Below are 17,408 nucleotides of genomic sequence, written 5' to 3'. Positions count from 1 at the left end.
AGGGCCCGAGGTTACCGGCGAGTCACCGTTGTGGGAACCGTCTACTTCAGGCGGTGCAGAACCTCACCGGCATTGGGTACGACGAGCGTGTCCGGATCGGCGGCGTACGCGTCGAGATCGACGGTCGCCGGGTCGAGGTAGTTCAGGTTGGCCCGCCGTACGACGTCCTCCGGAATGCCGGTCGCGAGCGTGACCTGGACGCGGAGGTGCTCGCCGGTGACCGGGTCCCAGGTGCCGGCGCCGCGCAGATGGGTCGAGTGCGCGAGCACGCCCCAGTGGACGTCGCGGAACTTCTCCCACTGGCCGACGAAATAGTCGCGGCAGTGGTAGCCGATCTCCTCGATCTCCGGGTGCATCGCGGCGATCTGGGTGACGTGCGGGGCGTAGAGGATGACCTCGCCGCCGTCGGCGACCACGGGTTCGAGCTTGTAGAAGCCTTTGGCCGCGGTCCAGATGTCGGCGTACTTCTCGGGCATGACCGAGACGACCCGGCGTACGGGCTGGTCGAGGTAGGTGACGTGGGTCTGGGCGGAGACCTCGGCGGCGGCCTGCCAGGCGTCGACGGTGTTCCCGAAAGCGATGGCGTGCAAGGCGTTCGTGCCGGACTGGGCGACCACGGCGAGCGCGAGCTTCTCGGCAGGAATCAGGGCAGCGGCCTCGTTGATCAGGGCGCGGACCGGCGTGGTGCCGAGCGTGCCGATGATGCTCGCGCTGGTGATCAGGGCGCCGAGCCAGTGCGAGACGTCGATGACCTCCTGGCCGGCGACACCGGGGAAGAAGTACTTGTTGCCGCCGGAGAAGCCGACCACCTCGTGCGGGAAGACCGGGCCGACCACCAGCGCCACATCGTGCTCGACGACCGCCCGGTTGAGGCGGACCGGCACCTCTTCACGCAGCAGGCCTTGGGAGATCTCGCTGACCCGCTCGGCGCTGATCGTGCCGAGGTCGGCGAAGGTCTCCGGCTTCCACCACTCGTGGTTGAGGACGCCGTCGTACTCGGCGCCGAGGTGTTTGCGCAGCTCGTCCGGGCTCATCTCGGCATGGGTGCCGAGGGCAATCAAAATGGTGAGCTTGCTGACCTTGTCCTGCAGAGCCTGGTGGACCGCCCGGATCAGCAGGGGGAGCGGGCAGCTGCGGGTCGCGTCCGGGACGATCACGCAGACGCTGCGGCCCTCCAGGCCGGCGCCGGCCAAGGCGTCGCCGACGAACGTCGTCACCTGGTCCTCGCTGAGGACCTGACCCGCGCCACCGATGATGCTCACGGATCAGACCTTACGTCGTTGAGCTCCCGGGGTGCGGCCTTGGTCCACTGGGTGTGCACAACGACGATGTAGGTCACGGCGGCCAGTGGCGCCGTCCAGAGCTGGAAGAACGGGAGCTGGCCGGCGAGCGCGGTCGCCGCGAAGATCACGCCGAACACGATCGCGCCGGTCGCGGCTCCCCGGCGGCGGCCGGCGAGCGCCGTACTGGGGAGTGGGCCGGTGTGCCGGTCGAGCGCGGTCGCGAGCGCGCCGAGACCGGCGATGGCGGCGATGACGAACAGGATGCCGCCGATGATCTCGCCGAAGACGATCGCCGCCACGTTGAGCGCGGTCAGGATCGCGACCACGACCAGTACGTCGAGAGCGCCGTACAGGAGGTGGTTGCGGTGCCTGCGTTTCAGGTCGACGTCATCGGGTGTTCTGGTCGGGCCAGGATCGCCTGCGAGTCTCTTGAGTGTCAGTACGACGCCGACCGCGGTCAGGGCCAGCACCAGAAGGCCGGTGATCGAGAGAAGCACAGTCTGCGTCGTACTCAGGTAGTTGCGGACGTCACCGCCGCCGAAGTCGCACGTCGCCGTCGGCGGAAACCAGCTGGTGTGCGTGATCGCGTCCGGGCTGTTGACCTTGGGGCCGAGCTTCTCGAAGCACGACTTGCTCGGATCCCACCAGCTCGGCATCGACGCCGAGGCGACGCAGGCCCAGACCAGCCCGAGAATCAGCCCACCCGTCAGTGCCCACCGCTTCAACGCCGCCACACGTCCCACCCTCTCATCTGATCGAATGCGGTCATGACGTATGAAGGCTCGTACCTGTGGGAAGTTCGGCAGCAGGTTGGATCGCGGCTACTGCTGACACCTGGAGCGCAGGTTCTGGCGGTCGACGGGGACTCCCGGATCCTGTTTCAGCGGAGCCGCGACTCCGGGTTGTGGGAGCTCCCGGCTGGGGCATCGGAGCCGGGGGACAGCTTCCGGACGACCGCGGCGCGGGAGCTCTTGGAGGAGACGGGGCTCGTCGTCTCGCCGGAGTCGCTCGTGCCGTTCGCGTCGCTGTCGCGGGGTGACCTGCACACCGTGACCTATCCGAACGGCGACGTACTGCAGTGCTTTTCGCTGTGCTTCGAGGCTCGTTCGTGGAGCGGAACGCTGCAGGCCGAGGCCGCCGAGGTGCTGGAGTTGGCCTTCTTCGCCGAACCGCCCGAGGACTTGCATCCACCAACCCGCTTCGTGCTCGGCCTGTACGACGCGTTTCTGTCGTCCGGGAACTTTCAGAGCTCGTAGCAACGTTTGGTGCCGTAGGCAACGAAGCCGATCCGGCGCAGCGTGGGTGCGCTGGTCTCGGTGCGGGCGGTCACGAGTGCGAGGTCCGCGCCGGCCGCTCGGGCTGCGTTGCAGCGCGCCGCGATCAGGGCCCGGTAGACGCCGCGACCACGCGCCTTCTCCAGCACGCTCGCACCCCAGAGGCCAACCACGTCGCCCAGCATCGTGAAGCCCGCCGCGCCTACGATCTCACCGTCGAGCTCCGCCACGAACCGCAGCGGCGACCGCTCGCCCCGCTCAATCGCGGCGATCTCGTGATCGAGCTCAACCCAGCTCGGCGCCGACCAACCGAACACCTCCGAGTCAACCGCCGCTGCCCGCTCGATGTCGTCCGCGGTCAACGCCGGCCGCACCAAGACATCACTCGGTACGTCGAGTCGCTCGGCAAGGTCGTCGGTGAGCTCCTGCGCGAGGATCTCGAGCACCTCGACCTCGCGGAACCCGTGCTTCTGCAGGACCTCCGCGGTATCCGCCGGCCGCGTCCGCGCATCCACCCACCAGCGCACCTTGGAATCTTCCGGAGCCCTGTCCCGGATCTCCGCGATCACCTCGTCCAGCGGTCGCTCGGTCGCAGACCACTGCACCGAAGGCCCGCGATGCCCGTAAATGATCATCCGGTACTCCGGCGTGACCACGTCCTTGGCCTCCGGCGGCACCCACGTCCAGTTGGCCGCAGCCTTCAGCACTCGCTCTTTCATGCGCCGCCTCCATCGTCCAGTGCGGCGTACCGCAGCACCATCGGGAAATCCTTCAGTGCTTGAGGGTTTTGGTGAACATCAGGGTGAGGTCGTCGTCGTTGCAGACCATCGCGATCGGTTCGACCTGGCGGCCGGCGTAGATGAGACCGCGGCCGTCGGGGATGTAGCCGCGGCGGACGTACATGCGCTGGGCGCTGCCGTAGTGGGAGTACAGGCCGACGCCGATGCCGACGACGTCGGAGCGGGTGGCGACGAGCGCCTCGGCGGCGTCCATCAACGAGCTCCCGATGCCCTGGCGGCGGAGCTTGGGCAGGACGTTGAAGTCCTGGATCTCCGGGATGCCGTTGAACGGCTCGTACGGCGACTCCCAGCGGACCGTGACGTAACCGGCGAACTCGCCGTCGACCCAGGCCACCAGCACGTCGCGGGTGCCGTCGCGCTGCTCCTGGAGATAGCGCTCGTACTGGGAGACCGGCTTGTTCCAGCCGATCTCGTCGAAGGCGGCCCCGATCACCGGCGGATCCTCGGGCTGCAGCGGGCGGATGTCCATCTGGGGAGCTTAGGTTTCGGGTTGCTGGAAAGTCTTCTGGTTTTCCCGCGCGGTAGCGGACACTCTCTGGCCGCTACCTCTCCTAGAGTCGGAGCATGACGACGAACGAGCGGGACGACATCCTCGACTTCCTGGGCAAGCACCGGCACTTCCTGCGGCACACCGCGCAGGGCCTGACCGACGAGCAGGCCAGCACCCGGAGCACGATCAGCGAGCTCACGGTCGGCGGCCTGATCAAGCACGTCACCGCGGTGGAGAAGAACTGGCAGGACTTCGCCCAGGGCAAGGACACGACGAAGGAGTACACCCCGGAGGTGATGGCCGAATGGGCCGACAACTTCCGGCTCGTCGACGGTGAGACGCTGGCCGACGTACTGGCGGCGTACGAGAAGGTCGCGGCGGTCACCGACGACCTGGTCCGCACCCTCGACCTCAACGCCAGCTACGAACTCCCCGCCGCCCCCTGGCAGCCGCCCGGCGTCTTCTGGTCCGTACGCCGGGTCTTCCTGCACATCACCGCCGAGACCGCCCAGCACGCGGGCCACGCGGACATCATCCGCGAAGCGATCGACGGCCAGAAGTCGATGGGCTGACGGTGAAACCTGAGGTAGCCCCGATCCTGGCTACCTCAGGTCCCCGGCGTCAGATCAGCGTGGTCCAGATCTTGACGCTCTTCTCGTTGCCCACGAACGGCTTGTTGACGGCCCACAGCAGGCCTTCGCGGTTCTCCGGTACGTCGAAGTCGCACACCACCCAGCCGCCGGCTTCACCACGGGTGTTGAAGCACTCGCGGTACCAGTCCGACCCGGAGTCGGTGTTGTAGATCGTTCCCGCGGCGGAATCGCCGTTCGCCACGGTGTCCTTCACCCACACCTTGTCGGCGGCCTCACCGAAGCACGCCTTCGCCCCAGCGGTCGAAACACACGTAACCCCGAACCCCGACGGCGGCGGTCCACTCGGCTTCCCAGTCGCCGCGAACGCCGCGACTGTCGTTCCCGCGGAGATCAAAACCACCGCTGCCGGAATCCCGACCAACGCCCGAACCAGCTTGCCCACAAGAGCTCCTCACATTGTTGCCTCGCCCCCCGACCTACGAAATTCAATCACGGGCCCAAGGCAACAGCCGCCGCCGGGGTTCAGAGCGGATCGGTCAATGTCTGCCTTCGAAGCCGCTCGGCTCGCGAAAAACGCCGTCGTACGCGCCTCGAAGCTTCGTCGCAGTCGCCGGCTTGAACATCAGGCCGGCAGCCCGGTCAATTTCACCGAACCGGCAGTCGTCGGCGGGCGTCCATCACTGCATGAGCAGACTCCTGTACGTCGCCAGGCATGCCGAGGCGTTGCCCGACGAGACCGGACTGACTGACCGCGGACGGCACCAGGCCGTTCTGCTCGGCCAGCGGCTGCGCGATGTGTCCTTCACAACCATCCACCACAGCCCGCTCCCACGAGCCGCCGAGACCGCCGGCCTGGTGCACCAGCAGCTAACCGTCCCACCCCCGCTCACGGCCTCCGAGCTAGCAGGTGACTACGTTCCTTACGTGCCGTCCGAGACCGAGATGTTCCCTGGGGCGGCCGAATTCCTCCAGCAGTTCACGGCCGAAGAGCTCGCCCAAGGCCCTCATCTGGCCCGTCAAGCTCTCGCCAAGTTCACCGACCCGACAGCTGGCGAACAACACCACCTACTGATCACCCACAACTTCCTCGTCGCCTGGCTCATCCGCGACGCCCTCGACGCCCAACCGTCCCGCGGAACTCCTGACCCACAACGACCTGAGCCACCTCCCACAAGACCTCCGCTGGACCGGCTTCCCGCAGAAGCCGTACCTCTGATCGAGATCATTCAGCCTCTTGCAGGATGAGCTCGTCCCCGTCGTACCAGCCGACCGTGTCGACCTGCGTCAGTACGCCGGGCGACCGCTCGAGGAAGGTGATGAGCTGGTTGGCCGCCAGGACGGAATCGTCGTACCGCGACATCAGAACCTGCATACCCACCACGGCCGACGCATTCTCAAGGTGTGCCTTCACCTTCTGCTGTGCCGCAACGGATCCCTCGTGGTCGCTCAGGAATTCCGTCAGCTCCGCCAACTCCTCGCGTACTTCGTTCCCGAGGGTGAGATCCGCAGCCAGGACCGCCACTCCGCGCAAATCTTGGATCTCGAAGTCGGCCCAGTCACCGCCACTGACCGTGAACCCCTCGTCCTGCTCGCGGAGAAACGCCACCAGATCACCAAGCTCGTGCTCCGGCCAATCGCGGATCACTGCACGCATGTAAAGGCTCATACAGCGCATGGTGGCACGGTGGCGTGCGAGAACCTGCGCCCTCCGCATGGGAAGCATCGGCTGAGTTCGTCGTCGAGGCGGACAGGCACCTGAAACACACAGGCCCCGCGCGATGCGAGGTTGATCGCGTCACGCGGGGCCGGAGGTTAAACGTCAGCTGGGGAACTTGGCGCCGGTGTTGCTGTGGCAGCGGTAGCCGTTGGGGTTTTTGTGGAGGTACTGCTGGTGGTAGGCCTCGGCGTAGTAGTGGGCGCCTAGGGGGGCGATCTCGGTGGTGATGTCGCCGTAGCCGAGGGGCTTGATGACGGGGGCGTAGAGGTCGCGGGTGCGTTCGGCCTCGGCGCGCTGGGCGTCCGTCGTGTAGTAGACGGCGGAGCGGTACTGGGAGCCGAGGTCGTTGCCCTGGCGCATGCCCTGGGTCGGGTCGTGGGTCTCCCAGAAGACCTTCAGGAGGTTGGTGAAGGTGGTCTTGGTGGGGTCGTAGACGACGCGGACTGCTTCGGTGTGGCCGGTGCCGCCGGTGCAGACTTCCTCGTACGTCGGGTTGGGGGAGTAGCCGCCGGCGTACCCGACTGCGGTGGTGTAGACGCCGGGCTGCTGCCAGAAGATCTCTTCGGTGCCCCAGAAGCAGCCGGTGCCGAACCAGACCTCCTCGAACCCCTCAGGGGCCGGTGCGGTCTGCGGGGTGCCCAGCACGATGTTCTCGGCCGGGACGGTGTAGCCGGGGGTGGGCCGGCCGGGCAGTGCGGCCTCGGGCTCGACCAGGGCTGTGTTCCGCTTGAAGAACGACATTCTCACGCCTCTCGCAGTTGACTCTCATAGTCTCTCAACACGACCACCGGGGCGAACCTTCCCCGGCCCCCTTACGGGACGGTGACGTCAGGCGATCATCGCGGGAGTGAAGCTGGAGTTGCCCCGGGCGCCGGTGAGAGACCGGTACGACGCGGCCAGTTGGCGTACGCCGTCACGCAGCGCATCCGGCTCGAGTGTGTAGGGGAGGCGGATGAAGGACTCGAGACCGCCGTCGGGGGAGAATCGGGAACCGGCCACGAGCAGTACGCCGTTCCGCTGGGCCACTCCGACCAGCGTGGAGCCGACGGGCTCGGGGAGCTCGCACCACAGCGAGAGCCCGCCGCCGGGGAGCTCGAAGCGCCAGTCGGGGAGCTCTGCGGACACGGCCTCCGCCAGCGCGTCTCGTCGTCGGGCGAGCTCGGCCCGGCGCTCCGGAAGCAGGGTGGCGCGGTCGCGCAGCAGTTGAGCGACAACCAGCTGGTCGAGGACAGGGGCGCCCAGGTCGAGTGACGCGCGGGCGTCGAGGACGCGGGCGACCAGCGACGACGGGACGCGCATCCACCCGATCCGCAGACCGCCCCAGTACGACTTGCTGACCGAACCGACCGTGATCACGCCCTCCGGGTGGTACGACGCGAACGGCGGCGGCATCTCCTGCCCGTCCAGCCACAGGTCGGCCAGCGTTTCGTCGATGATCGCGGTCGTCCGGCTGCGGGCGAACGCGATCGCGAGCCGTTGCCGGTCCGCCGCCGGAAGTAACCAACCGGTTGGATTGTGGAAATCGACCACCATCCAGGCGGCACGCGGCGCTGTCTGCCGGATGGTTGCCTCAAGCAACGGTAGATCCCAGCCGCCCGGACTCATCGGTGCAGCGACGACCCGGCAGCCGCTGCGCCGGATCGCGTCCACCGAGTTCGGGTGCGTCGGACTCTCGGTCAGGACGCGATCGCCGATCTGCAGGAAGGCCCGGACCGCGATCGAGGTCGCGGCCAGCGCCCCGGCGGTGACGATGATCTGATCCGGCGACGTCGGCAGCCCGCGGTCGTTGTACGTCGCTGCGATCTCGGCCCGCAACTCCGGCAGTCCCTGCGGGTGGTACCCCGGCGTCGCGAGGTGCCTCGGCAAATCCACCGCCGCCGCGGCAACCGCCGTACTGATGCCCGGTACGGCGCCCGGCGCCGCGCACGTGAAGTCGTACAACCCGTCCGTGTCGATCCCCGGCGCGTGGTGCCGCCCGAGCTCCGGCCCGACCTTCGTCGGCAGCGCGGTCACACTCCCGGATCCGCGGCGGCTCACGAGGTAGCCGTTGTCGCGCAACTCCCGGTACGCCGATGCCACCGTCGTACGGCTGACTCCGAGTGCTTCGGTCAGTTCGCGCTCGCTCGGCAGCCGTGCTCCAGGCATGATTCGCCCGTCCGCGATCAGCAGCCGGAGCCGCTCCGCCAACACCCGGTACGCCGGTCCCGCGTCCGCGGACCAGGACTCGAGCAGGCCACTGAGGGTGCTCGCAGGAAGCTGCTGACCAGTCATGCAGTCCACTATTGCGCAATTGGCTATCGATCACCAGGCCAGTCGCTGCGCACACTGAGAATGTGACCGCCACTTCCGCAGCCCCACCCCGCCAACTCGCCGCGCTCAACCCGATCCAGCAGCTCAAAGCAGGCCACCTGCCGCGCCGCCTCGTGCAGCTGTACGTCGGTCTGATCCTGTACGGCGCCTCGATGGGCCTGATGATCCAGGGCAACCTCGGCCTGGACCCGTGGGATGTGCTGCACTCGGGCATCATCAAGCACGTCCCGCTGAGCTTCGGGACCGTCGTCATCGTGATGAGCTTCGTCGTACTGCTGGCCTGGATCCCGCTCCGCCAGTGGCCCGGCCTCGGCACCGTGAGCAACGCGATCGTGATCGGCCTGGCCACCGACCTCACCCTGGCGACGGTCGACCGGCCGGACGCGCTGTGGCTGCGGATCGTCTTCATGCTGGCCGGAGTGGTCGTCAACGCACTGGCCGGCGCGCTGTACATCGGCGCGCAGTTCGGCCCCGGTCCGCGGGACGGCCTGATGACCGGCCTGGTACGCCGTACCGGGTTGAGCGTCCGCCTGGTGCGGACCACGCTCGAGATCACCGTGGTCGCCGTCGGCTTCCTGCTCGGCGGCGTGATCGGCATCGGCACTGTTGTCTATGCACTGTCGATCGGTCCGCTCCTGCACCTCCTGCTGCCCCTGTTCACGGTCCGCCTCAACACCGAGCCGACCGACTGAGACGGCAACGGGATCCCGGACCAGGGGGCCCGGGATCCCGTTGCTTCAACCAAATGCGGTGACTACTTGCCCAGCTCGGGACCCTTGCCGGGCTGATTCTGGGTACCGCGACCGTCCGGCGCCTGGGTGGGAGTGGCGTTGACCGCACCCGCCGCCGGCGCCTGACCGGAGCTGATCAGCGCGGCCATCAACATCGCCTGGTTGTCCTTGTCCATCGACCCGACCAGCGAGTTCAGCGCCGCCTGCCGATCCGCCTGCGACTGAGCAGTCGCAAACGCGTGCACCTGGGAGGCCACACCGGTGATCGCGGTTGCCGAAAGCTGCGGACTGCCCGGGGCCGGCGCCGACTGGGCGTTCAGGTCGGGTGCGCTGAACTCCTTCATCGCGTGGAAGCCGGCGGCCGCTCGGCCGGTCGTGTTGCTGACCTTCTCCTGGAACCAGCGGGACACCCGGCCCGCCGCAGCGGCGATCCCTTGACCAGCGCGAACGCTCGCGCGACCGGTGGCCTGAGCCGCGGAGACGGCCGCGTCGCGGGTCGCGGTAGCGCCCGAGACGACGGCATCGCGGGTTGCCGCCGCGCCGGAAGTCACTGCATCTCGCGTGGTGGTGGCGCCGGTGACAACGGCTCCGCGGGTCGCGGCTGCGCCGGTGGCGATGGCGCGGCCGGCGCTGTCGAGACCGTCACTCACCCGAGTGGCGGCCACCTCTGCCGTGACGCCTGCCCGGTCGCGCAGGTCCGCAGCACGATCGGCGAGATCCGCTCCGGTCCGGCCGGCCCAGGCGGCCGCGTCACGCCCGTACTGCTGGGTCTGCGAGACGAGCGCCTGCGCGCCCTCGCTGAGGCTCCGGCCGGTACGGCGGGTGAACTCGATCGAGCGGTTGACGGCGTTGTAGATCGGGGCCAGCGAACGCTGCGTCTGCATCGAGCGGCGCAACGCCACCTGATCCGCCTGATCGAGGCTGGCGAGCCAGCGAACAGCCGCGTCCATGTCACCCTGCTGCCACATCCCCGAGCCCTGCCCGGGTCCTTGCGGTCCTTGGTACGGCGTGGTCATGGTCGAGCTCCTAATCGATGAAGACCGCGTAGCCGACGTTCACCGTGCGCGTCAGCGGGTCGGGGGTCGGCTGGTCACTGAACAGCTGGATCTGGGCGCCGGGACGCAGCCAGACGGCGACATGGCGCCTGGGGCCGAATCCGCTCGGCGTCCACTGCTGAAGGAAACGCCGGTCGGTGTGGTCGCCGAGGTGGTCGGGTTCGCCCCAGTGCTTGCGGGCCAACGCGAGGTGATCCGGCCACGCCGCATCGATTCCGGCTTCCGCCTCGGCCATGTCCTCCGGACGCACCTCGTACCCGACCCAGCCGCTGTTCCGGGTGTCGGGGAACACCAGGCCGTCGTACGCGACCAGAGTGCTGCCGCGCTTGGTGGTGAAGGCCCACGAGGACATCGTCGCGTCGATCTCCTCACGCGGTTGCAGCGGAACTGGTTGCCAGCCGGTCGCTCTGCTCACTCGGTCGACCAGCGCGCGCACTAGCGCCGGGCCGGCGGCGTCGGTGTCCGGACCGCCGACCGGGGTCCAGTCGGCGATCTCCGCCAGGTCGGCCATGGCCAGGTCGTCGTCGTCGAGCGGCCTGTCCGCTGTCTTCATCCGGTCGTCCTCCTGTGTGCTTCGGTACGCCGCTCAGCGGGCGCCACGGCCGTTGGGGTCGTTCTTCTGTGCGGCGGAGTGTCCGGCGCCGCGGTCCGCCCGCTTGTTCGGGTCGGACTCTGCCGTCTTGGCGGCCTGCTCACGTGTGCCGGCTCGAGGGCTGGCAGTTCCGTCGTACGTCGCCGCGGCCGCGCGCGCGATCTCCGCCTTGCGGATCGACTCGTTCGGCTGCTCACCCGCCGCTTGGAACACGGGCTGCTCGACGGACGGTCGCTGGGGCTGACCCGGTCGCGTCGTCGGCTGCTCACCCGCTGCCTGGAACACCGGCTGCGCCGTACCGCGCGGCTGCTGCTGGCCGGGCCGCTCCTGTGCCTGCTGCGCCTGGGCTTGCTGAGCGGCGAGCCATTGCTGAGCTTCGGCGCGGTCGGCCGGCACTGCCTGGTGCTGGCCGACGTTCTGCGCGGAGTCAGCCCGCTGAGCCTCCGGTGTCTGAGCCTGGGCTGCCGGTTGCTGCACCTGTGGCTGCTGGCCGGGCTGCTGTGCGGCGGGCTGGTTCTCGCCAGTGTTGGCGGCGACCCACTGCTGAGCTTCGGCGCGGTCGGCTGGCACTGCCTGGTGCTGGCCGACGTTCTGTGCCGAGTCAGCCCGCTGAGCCTCCGGTGTCTGCACCTCGGGCTGCTGGACGTCGGGCTGCTGTACCTGTGGCGACTGTGCTTCCGGCTGCTGAGTCTGCGCCGACTGTCCCTCGGCCGACTGAGCAGTTGGCTGCTGCGCTTCCGGTGTTTGAGCCTCGGGCGTCTGGACCTCGGGCTGCTGTGCCCGTGGCGACTGTGCTTCCGGCTGCTGGCTCTGCGTCGACTGTCCCTCGGCGGTCTGAGCAGTTGGCTGCTGCGCTTCCGGCGTCTGGACCTCCGGCTGCTGAGCTTCGGGCGACTGCACCTCGGACGTCTGGACCTCGGGCGACTGCGCTTCGGGCGTCTGGGCTTCGGGGCTCTCCACCTCCGGCGTTTCCAGCTCTGGTGCCTCGACCTCCGGGGTCTCCAGCTCCGCCTGCTCGGCTTCCAGCTGAGCGACCTGCTGCTCGAGCAGTGCGATCTGCTCGCGCAGCTGCCGGATCTCGCCGCGCAGCATGTCCAGCCGGCCCGCGTCGACCTGCTGGATCGGCCCTCGCGAGGCATTCTCCCGGGACTGGATCATGTTGTTCTGAAGCTGCGGTTGCGGGGCCTGCTGACCCGGGCGGACCTCGAAGTCACCCGGCGAGCGGAAGGCTTGGGCGAAGTTCCGTTGCGCGAGGTGGGCCAGGTCGGTCCGCGTCATGGTGCTGTGGCCGAGTTGGGCGCGGATGAGCGGGTCGATCGTCTTGGCGTCTTTGGCGGTCAGGGCACCGGCGGCCTTCATCAGCTTGGCGCCGCGGCGGGCGTCGCGCCAGCGGGATACCGCGTTGGCCACCATGCCGCCGAGCGTCGGGTTCTCGACGCGGGGTGCTCGGACGCGCCCTTGCGCGGCCTGACCGAGCGCGGCGAGCTCAGAACGCGCCTGCGCGTTCTGCGTGCCCGTGATGCTGCGCTGCATCATCGCGCTCAGGTCGGCCGGAGTCAGGTTCGACCGGCCGACCGCTTCGAGCACGCCCCGGTCGAACTGCCGGAGGTCGCGGTTCCGCAGTGTCGCGGCCGCCTTCACGTCCTTCGTGCCCTGCTTGACGTTCCGCTTGTACTCGCGGTTCAGCCGCCGCCGCTGCGACCCGGTGAACTCTGGAGGGTTCTGGCTCATCAGCTCTCCTAGTCGAGGTACATGGCGTAGCCGACGCCGACAGCGGTGGTCAACGGGTCCTTGGACGGCCGGATGCTGTACAGCCGCAACTCCGCGCCCGGGCGCATCCAGACGGCCAGGTGGCGGTGGTCGGCACCCGCACCGGGCGCCCACTCGTCGTCGAAGCCGGGGCGGCTGTCGTCACCGAGGTAGTCGGGCTGACCGAAGTGTCTGGTGACGAGAGCGAGGTGATCGGGCCAGTGCGCGTCCAGACCGGCCTCGGCCGCGCCGATGTCGTCAGGACCGATCTCGTACGCCGACCAGCCGCTGTCCGGGCAGTCCGCGAACACCAGGCCGTCGAACACGATCAACGTCGTACCGCGCGGGGTGACGAAGCCCCAGGAGACCATCTCCGGAGCGATCGTCTCGCCGGGCTGCAGCGGCCAGGGCTGCCACCGGGTCCGCGCCATCACGCGATGCACGAGCGCACGGACCACCTCGGGGCCGGACTCGTCGTCGTCCGGACCGGCCAGCACGGTCCAGTCCGGGATCTCGGCGAGATCGGCCAGCGCCAGGTCGTCCTGGTCGAGCGGCCTGTCCTGCGTCTTCATCCCCAGATCCCATCTCTCTGCGTGCGGCGTCGATCGCGGCCGGTGACCGGCGTACGGGTCGGCGGCTACTGCCCGCAACGGTAGGCCGCGGCGTGGGTCACGTGCCAGGGGGTTCGACGGATCTGTGGACAACTTGGATCCCGTCGTACGGAACTGTTGTCTCAGGCCCGGAACCGCGGTTCGGAGCACGGCAGACCAGGCCGTACGCTGGTCCGGTGAATTCCGAACACCGCTACGGCTTCGAGACGCTCGCCATCCACGCCGGGAACGAGCCTGACCCGACCACTGGCGCAGTGGTCCCGCCGATCTACGCGACCAGCACCTACAAGCAGGACGGCGTCGGCGGTCTGCGGAACGGGTACGAGTACTCCCGGTCCGCGAACCCGACCCGGACCGCGCTCGAGGAGTGTCTGGCCGCGGTCGAGGCGGGGACGCGCGGGTTCGCGTTCGCCAGCGGCCTGGCCGCCGAGGACACGCTGATCCGGTCGCTGTGCGTGCCCGGTGACCACGTGGTGTTCCCCGACGACGCGTACGGCGGCACCTTCCGGCTGTTCTCCAAGGTGCTGGGCGCCTGGGGCGTCGAGATGACCCCGGCCGCGGTCACCGACCCGGAGGCGATCCGCGCCGCGATCCGCCCGGGCAAGACCAAGGTGGTCTGGCTGGAGACGCCGACCAACCCGCTGCTGAACGTTGCGGACATCGCCATCGTGGCGCAGATCGCGCATGCGGCCGGTGCGTTGCTGGTGGTCGACAACACGTTCGCCTCGCCGTACCTGCAGCAGCCGCTGGAGCTGGGCGCGGACGTGGTCGTGCACTCGACCACGAAGTACATGGGCGGGCACTCCGACGTGGTCGGCGGCGCACTGATCGTTCGGGACGCCGAGCTGGCCGACAAGATCGCCTTCCACCAGAACGCGATCGGCGCCGTCGCCGGCCCGTTCGACTCGTTCCTGGTGCTGCGCGGCATCAAGACGCTCGGCGTGCGGATGGACCGGCACAGCGACAACGCGGAGAAGGTCGTCGAGTTCCTGCAGCGGCACAAGTCCGTCAGCCAGGTGCTCTACCCGGGCGTCGAGGGTCACCCCGGCCACGACACCGCCGCCAAGCAGATGAAGCGGTACGGCGGCATCGTGTCGTTCCGGGTCACCGGTGGCGAGGCGCAGGCGCTGGACATCTGCAACAAGGCCGAGGTCTTCACCCTGGGTGAGTCGCTGGGCGGCGTGGAGTCGCTGATCGAGCACCCGGGCAAGATGACGCACGCCTCGGTCGCCGGTACGCCGCTCGAGGTCCCCGCCGACCTGATCCGGCTGAGCGTCGGCATCGAGACGGTGGAGGACCTCCTCGAGGACCTCGACCGCGCCATGTCCTGACGCCTCCTGACTGCACCATCTGATGGGTTAACCCATCAGATGGTGGGTTCTGCACCCGCATGCGATGGGGGAACCCACAACCTCGTGGGGGAACCCATCAGATGGTGGAGCGCGCAGTGGTGGGTGTGATGAGTGGGGCGGGGAGCAGACGAGGCGGGGGTGAGTGCGGTGGGGCTGGTGGTGGCGGTCGACTTCGGGTCGACGTTTACCAAGGCGATCGCGGTTGATGCCGGTTCGGGTGAGCTGGTGGCCCGGGCCGAGCACCGTACGACGATCGACACCGATGTGATGGACGGCTGGCACGCGTGCCGGACCGCCATGCTGGAGGTCGATCGCGGGGTGGAGCGCGCCGAGGTGCTGGCGTGTTCCAGCGCGGGCGGTGGGCTGCGGATCGCTGTGGTCGGCAACGAAGAGCTGGTGACCGCGGAGGCGGGCAAGCGGGTCGCCTTGTCGAGTGGTGGACGCGTGGTCGCCGTGGTGAGCGGTGGGCTGACGCCGACGTCGCTGCGGGAGCTGCGCAAGGACCGGCCGGACGTCGTGCTGCTGTCCGGTGGTACCGACGGCGGCAACTCCGCCGTACTGCTGAAGGCTGCGAAGACGCTGGCGACCTACAAGTGGCGGCGGCCGGTCGTTGTCGCAGGCAACGTTGATGCGCAGGCCGAGATCGCCGACATCCTGGCCGAGGTCCCGCATGTGCTCGCGGACAACGTCGTACCGGAGATCGGGGTGTTCGCGCCGGACAGCGCGCGCTCCGCGATCCGCGAGATGTTCCTGGCCCATGTGATCGGCGGCAAGAACCTGTCCCGCGATCCCGCCTTCGCGCGGATGGTGCGCGCGGCCACGCCCGACGTCGTACTGCGTGGTGTCGAGGTGCTGGCCGGGTTGCACGGCGATGTCGCGGTTGTGGACATCGGCGGCGCGACCACTGACGTCCATTCGGTCATCGAGCTCGACCCGGAGGACGCGAACCTCGGTCGCGAGGTCGTCGCCACCCACCCGGTCACTCGCACGGTCGAAGGCGACCTCGGGATGCGCTGGAGCGCCGTACCGGTTGTTGCCGCAGGCATCGAGTCCGGCCTTGTCCCCGACGACGACCTACTCCGTACGGCGGCCGCCCGGCGGCACGACGACCCGGCGTACCTGCCTGACTCGCCGGCCGAGGCGCAGTACGACGAAGTCCTGGCGACGGTAGCTGCGACCGTGGCGTTGCGGCGGCACGCGGGTCGGCAGCGGATCGTGTTCGGCCCGGGTGGCCGAGTGGTCGAGCGGTCCGGGAAGGACCTGCGCGAGGTGGACCTGCTGGTCGGGTCCGGCGGTGTCCTGCGGCACAACGGGCCGGAGGTGGCCGAGCGGATTCTGGGAGCGGTCGCGGTCAACGCGCGCGAGGAAGGCTGGCTGGTACCGGACGGCGCTGAGATCTGCGTCGACCAGGACTATGTTCTCGCCGGCGCGGGGCTGCTGGCCGACCACAATCCGCAGGCCGCCGAGGGCCTCGCCGCGCACATTCATAGAACTGTCTCCAGCGGGCACTAGTCTCTGCAGCAAGCAAAGCTGCGGAGGTTCGATGAGCGAAGACGCCAAGGCGCAGGACGAGAGTCCGGTCGCCGACAACGATGTGGTCGACGAGAGCGCCGCCTCGGTGCCGACCGATCACGTGCTGGCGGCCTCGAGCCGGGGCCGCATCGACACCGGGGTGACGCCGGGGATGCAGATCGCGAGTGCCTGGGCCTGGCGGTTCCTGGTGGTCGTGGCCGCGATCGTCGTGCTCGGGTACGCGATGCAGTACCTGTCCGAGGTCGTCGTACCGGTGACTGTCGGCATCCTGCTCACCGCGTTGCTCGTGCCGGTCACCAACGGCCTGCAGCGGCTCCGCGTGCCGCGCGGCCCGGCGGCCGGGATCACGGTGATCTCGACGATCGTGCTCGTCGCCGGTCTGCTGACGCTCGTCGGGACGCAGATCGCCGGGCAGTTCGAGAGCCTGTCGACGCAGGTCGGCGAAGGTGTGCAGAAGCTGCGCGAGCTGGCCCGCCTCAACTTCGGGCTGACCGACAAGGACATCACCGACGCCTTCAAACAGCTCCAGGACACGATCACCTCCGGCGGCGCGCTCGGCCAACGCGCGGCCGAGGTCGGCACGACCGCCACCCACGTGGTCGCCGGCCTGTTCATCTCGCTGTTCTGCCTGTTCTTCTTCCTCTACCAGGGCGACAAGATCTGGGCCTGGCTGGTCCGGCTCTTCCCGCGCCAGGCCCGCGACAAGGCCGACTCCTCCGGCCGCAAGGCCTGGGTCTCGCTGACCGCCTTCGTCCGCGCCACCATCATCGTCGCCGCCGTCGACGCGGTCGGCATCTCACTGGGCGCAGCCATCCTCGGCCTCCCGCTGGTGAGCGCGATCGGCATCCTGGTCTTCGTCGGCGCCTTCATCCCGGTCGTTGGTGCGTTGGTGAGCGGCATCGTCGCCGTCCTCGTCGCGCTGGTCGCCAAGGGCCCGATCGTCGCCATCGTCATGCTGGCGGTCGTGATCGGCGTCCAGCAGCTCGAAGCGCACGTCCTGCAGCCGTTCCTGCTCGGCCGCGCAGTCAGCGTCCACCCCCTCGCCGTCATCCTCGCCATCGCCACCGGCGTCGTCATCGCGGGGATCGTCGGCGCCCTGGTCGCCGTACCGACTGCTGCGGTCCTGAATACCATCGTCAACCACCTGGCCGGCAACGACGTAGACCCCGAACCACCCCGCCGCCCCCTCCCCAGACGAAAACCCCAGCCGGCCCAGGTTGCCGAGGGCACCTCGGTCACCGACCCCCGGCAAGACCTGGAGTGATCGCGCGCCCGCTACTGGCGCAGCTCGTCCAGGGGGACATCCTCGCGGAGACGC

Annotated in this window: 19 protein-coding genes; 7 read left to right on the top strand and 12 right to left on the bottom strand. The window is 68.9% G+C overall.

Annotated elements, in window-relative coordinates; genetic code table 11:
• Positions 1-41 precede the first annotated feature (41 nt).
• Together ABZS29_RS02920 and ABZS29_RS02915 are read right to left on the bottom strand one after the other, a co-directional pair.
• Positions 42-1,262: a lactate racemase domain-containing protein gene (locus ABZS29_RS02920; RefSeq protein ID WP_355457961.1), complete on the bottom strand. Its 1,221-nt coding sequence runs from the start codon at positions 1,260-1,262 to the stop codon at positions 42-44.
• Positions 1,259-2,017, bottom strand: coding sequence for a hypothetical protein (locus tag ABZS29_RS02915; RefSeq protein ID WP_355457960.1), 759 nt, complete (start codon positions 2,015-2,017; stop codon positions 1,259-1,261). The genes ABZS29_RS02920 and ABZS29_RS02915 overlap by 4 nt, the downstream gene beginning before the upstream one ends.
• Before the next feature lie 33 nt (positions 2,018-2,050).
• On the opposite strand from ABZS29_RS02915, the gene ABZS29_RS02910 reads away from it, so the two are divergent.
• Positions 2,051-2,539, top strand: a complete 489-nt coding sequence (locus ABZS29_RS02910) for an NUDIX domain-containing protein (RefSeq protein WP_355457958.1) — start codon at positions 2,051-2,053, stop codon at positions 2,537-2,539.
• Here the strand turns inward: ABZS29_RS02910 and ABZS29_RS02905 are convergent.
• Entirely contained in the window at positions 2,527-3,276 is a 750-nt protein-coding gene (locus ABZS29_RS02905; RefSeq protein ID WP_355457956.1) for a GNAT family N-acetyltransferase, read from the bottom strand. The genes ABZS29_RS02910 and ABZS29_RS02905 overlap by 13 nt on opposite strands.
• Before the next feature lie 52 nt (positions 3,277-3,328).
• Positions 3,329-3,826, bottom strand: a complete 498-nt coding sequence (locus ABZS29_RS02900; RefSeq protein ID WP_355457954.1) for a GNAT family N-acetyltransferase — start codon at positions 3,824-3,826, stop codon at positions 3,329-3,331.
• A gap of 95 nt (positions 3,827-3,921) precedes the next feature.
• Here ABZS29_RS02900 and ABZS29_RS02895 point away from each other — a divergent pair, with 95 nt between their 5' ends.
• Positions 3,922-4,419, top strand: a complete 498-nt coding sequence (locus tag ABZS29_RS02895; protein WP_355457952.1) for a DinB family protein — start codon at positions 3,922-3,924, stop codon at positions 4,417-4,419.
• A 49-nt stretch (positions 4,420-4,468) separates the two neighbouring features.
• On the opposite strand, the gene ABZS29_RS02890 is transcribed toward ABZS29_RS02895, so the two are convergent.
• Positions 4,469-4,882 (bottom strand): hypothetical protein, encoded by a 414-nt coding sequence (locus tag ABZS29_RS02890; protein ID WP_355457951.1) that lies wholly within the window; start codon positions 4,880-4,882, stop codon positions 4,469-4,471.
• 242 nt (positions 4,883-5,124) lie between these two features.
• Between ABZS29_RS02890 and ABZS29_RS02885 the strand changes: the two genes are divergently transcribed.
• Positions 5,125-5,685 carry a histidine phosphatase family protein gene (locus tag ABZS29_RS02885; protein ID WP_355457949.1) on the top strand — a complete coding sequence of 187 codons (561 nt, stop codon included), beginning with the start codon at positions 5,125-5,127 and terminating at the stop codon, positions 5,683-5,685.
• On the opposite strand, the gene ABZS29_RS02880 is transcribed toward ABZS29_RS02885, so the two are convergent.
• From ABZS29_RS02880 to ABZS29_RS02870, 3 genes are all read right to left on the bottom strand, one after another.
• Positions 5,663-6,106 carry a hypothetical protein gene (locus tag ABZS29_RS02880; RefSeq protein WP_355457948.1) on the bottom strand — a complete coding sequence of 148 codons (444 nt, stop codon included), beginning with the start codon at positions 6,104-6,106 and terminating at the stop codon, positions 5,663-5,665. The two genes, ABZS29_RS02885 and ABZS29_RS02880, sit on opposite strands and share 23 nt — an antisense overlap.
• A gap of 153 nt (positions 6,107-6,259) precedes the next feature.
• Positions 6,260-6,898, bottom strand: a complete 639-nt coding sequence (msrA, locus tag ABZS29_RS02875) for a peptide-methionine (S)-S-oxide reductase MsrA (RefSeq protein WP_355457946.1) — start codon at positions 6,896-6,898, stop codon at positions 6,260-6,262.
• An 87-nt stretch (positions 6,899-6,985) separates the two neighbouring features.
• The gene (locus ABZS29_RS02870) at positions 6,986-8,428 is read right to left on the bottom strand and encodes a PLP-dependent aminotransferase family protein (RefSeq protein WP_355457944.1); all 1,443 of its coding nucleotides are present in this window, start codon (positions 8,426-8,428) and stop codon (positions 6,986-6,988) included.
• Positions 8,429-8,490: 62 nt separating this feature from the next.
• Here ABZS29_RS02870 and ABZS29_RS02865 point away from each other — a divergent pair, with 62 nt between their 5' ends.
• The gene (locus ABZS29_RS02865) at positions 8,491-9,159 is read left to right on the top strand and encodes a hypothetical protein (protein WP_355457942.1); all 669 of its coding nucleotides are present in this window, start codon (positions 8,491-8,493) and stop codon (positions 9,157-9,159) included.
• 62 nt (positions 9,160-9,221) lie between these two features.
• Here the strand turns inward: ABZS29_RS02865 and ABZS29_RS02860 are convergent, their stop codons facing one another.
• The 4 genes from ABZS29_RS02860 to ABZS29_RS02845 are packed head-to-tail and all read right to left on the bottom strand — an operon-like array spanning position 9,222 to position 13,166.
• Complete coding sequence (locus ABZS29_RS02860; protein WP_355457940.1) at positions 9,222-10,214, bottom strand: hypothetical protein; 993 nt, start codon at positions 10,212-10,214, stop codon at positions 9,222-9,224.
• A gap of 10 nt (positions 10,215-10,224) precedes the next feature.
• On the bottom strand, positions 10,225-10,806 hold the full coding sequence (locus ABZS29_RS02855) for a hypothetical protein (protein WP_355457938.1): 582 nt from the start codon (positions 10,804-10,806) through the stop codon (positions 10,225-10,227).
• Positions 10,807-10,839: 33 nt separating this feature from the next.
• On the bottom strand, positions 10,840-12,576 hold the full coding sequence (locus tag ABZS29_RS02850; protein ID WP_355457936.1) for a hypothetical protein: 1,737 nt from the start codon (positions 12,574-12,576) through the stop codon (positions 10,840-10,842).
• Positions 12,577-12,584: 8 nt separating this feature from the next.
• Complete coding sequence (locus tag ABZS29_RS02845) at positions 12,585-13,166, bottom strand: hypothetical protein (RefSeq protein WP_355457934.1); 582 nt, start codon at positions 13,164-13,166, stop codon at positions 12,585-12,587.
• Positions 13,167-13,381: 215 nt separating this feature from the next.
• On the opposite strand from ABZS29_RS02845, the gene ABZS29_RS02840 reads away from it, so the two are divergent.
• The 3 genes from ABZS29_RS02840 (at position 13,382) to ABZS29_RS02830 (ending at position 17,354) form a co-directional block, all read left to right on the top strand.
• A complete protein-coding gene (locus ABZS29_RS02840) occupies positions 13,382-14,536 on the top strand; it encodes a cystathionine gamma-synthase (protein ID WP_355457932.1) in 1,155 nt (384 codons plus the stop codon).
• A 168-nt stretch (positions 14,537-14,704) separates the two neighbouring features.
• Positions 14,705-16,069 carry a glutamate mutase L gene (locus tag ABZS29_RS02835; protein ID WP_355457931.1) on the top strand — a complete coding sequence of 455 codons (1,365 nt, stop codon included), beginning with the start codon at positions 14,705-14,707 and terminating at the stop codon, positions 16,067-16,069.
• A 31-nt stretch (positions 16,070-16,100) separates the two neighbouring features.
• Positions 16,101-17,354 carry an AI-2E family transporter gene (locus ABZS29_RS02830; RefSeq protein WP_355457929.1) on the top strand — a complete coding sequence of 418 codons (1,254 nt, stop codon included), beginning with the start codon at positions 16,101-16,103 and terminating at the stop codon, positions 17,352-17,354.
• The last annotated feature ends 54 nt before the right edge of the window (positions 17,355-17,408 follow it).

Origin of the sequence: Kribbella sp. NPDC005582, from assembly GCF_040605415.1 — a bacterium.
Lineage (GTDB): Bacteria > Actinomycetota > Actinomycetes > Propionibacteriales > Kribbellaceae > Kribbella.
Note: the sequence above shows the minus strand (reverse complement) of the source record. Positions and strands in the feature narration are given on the sequence as shown.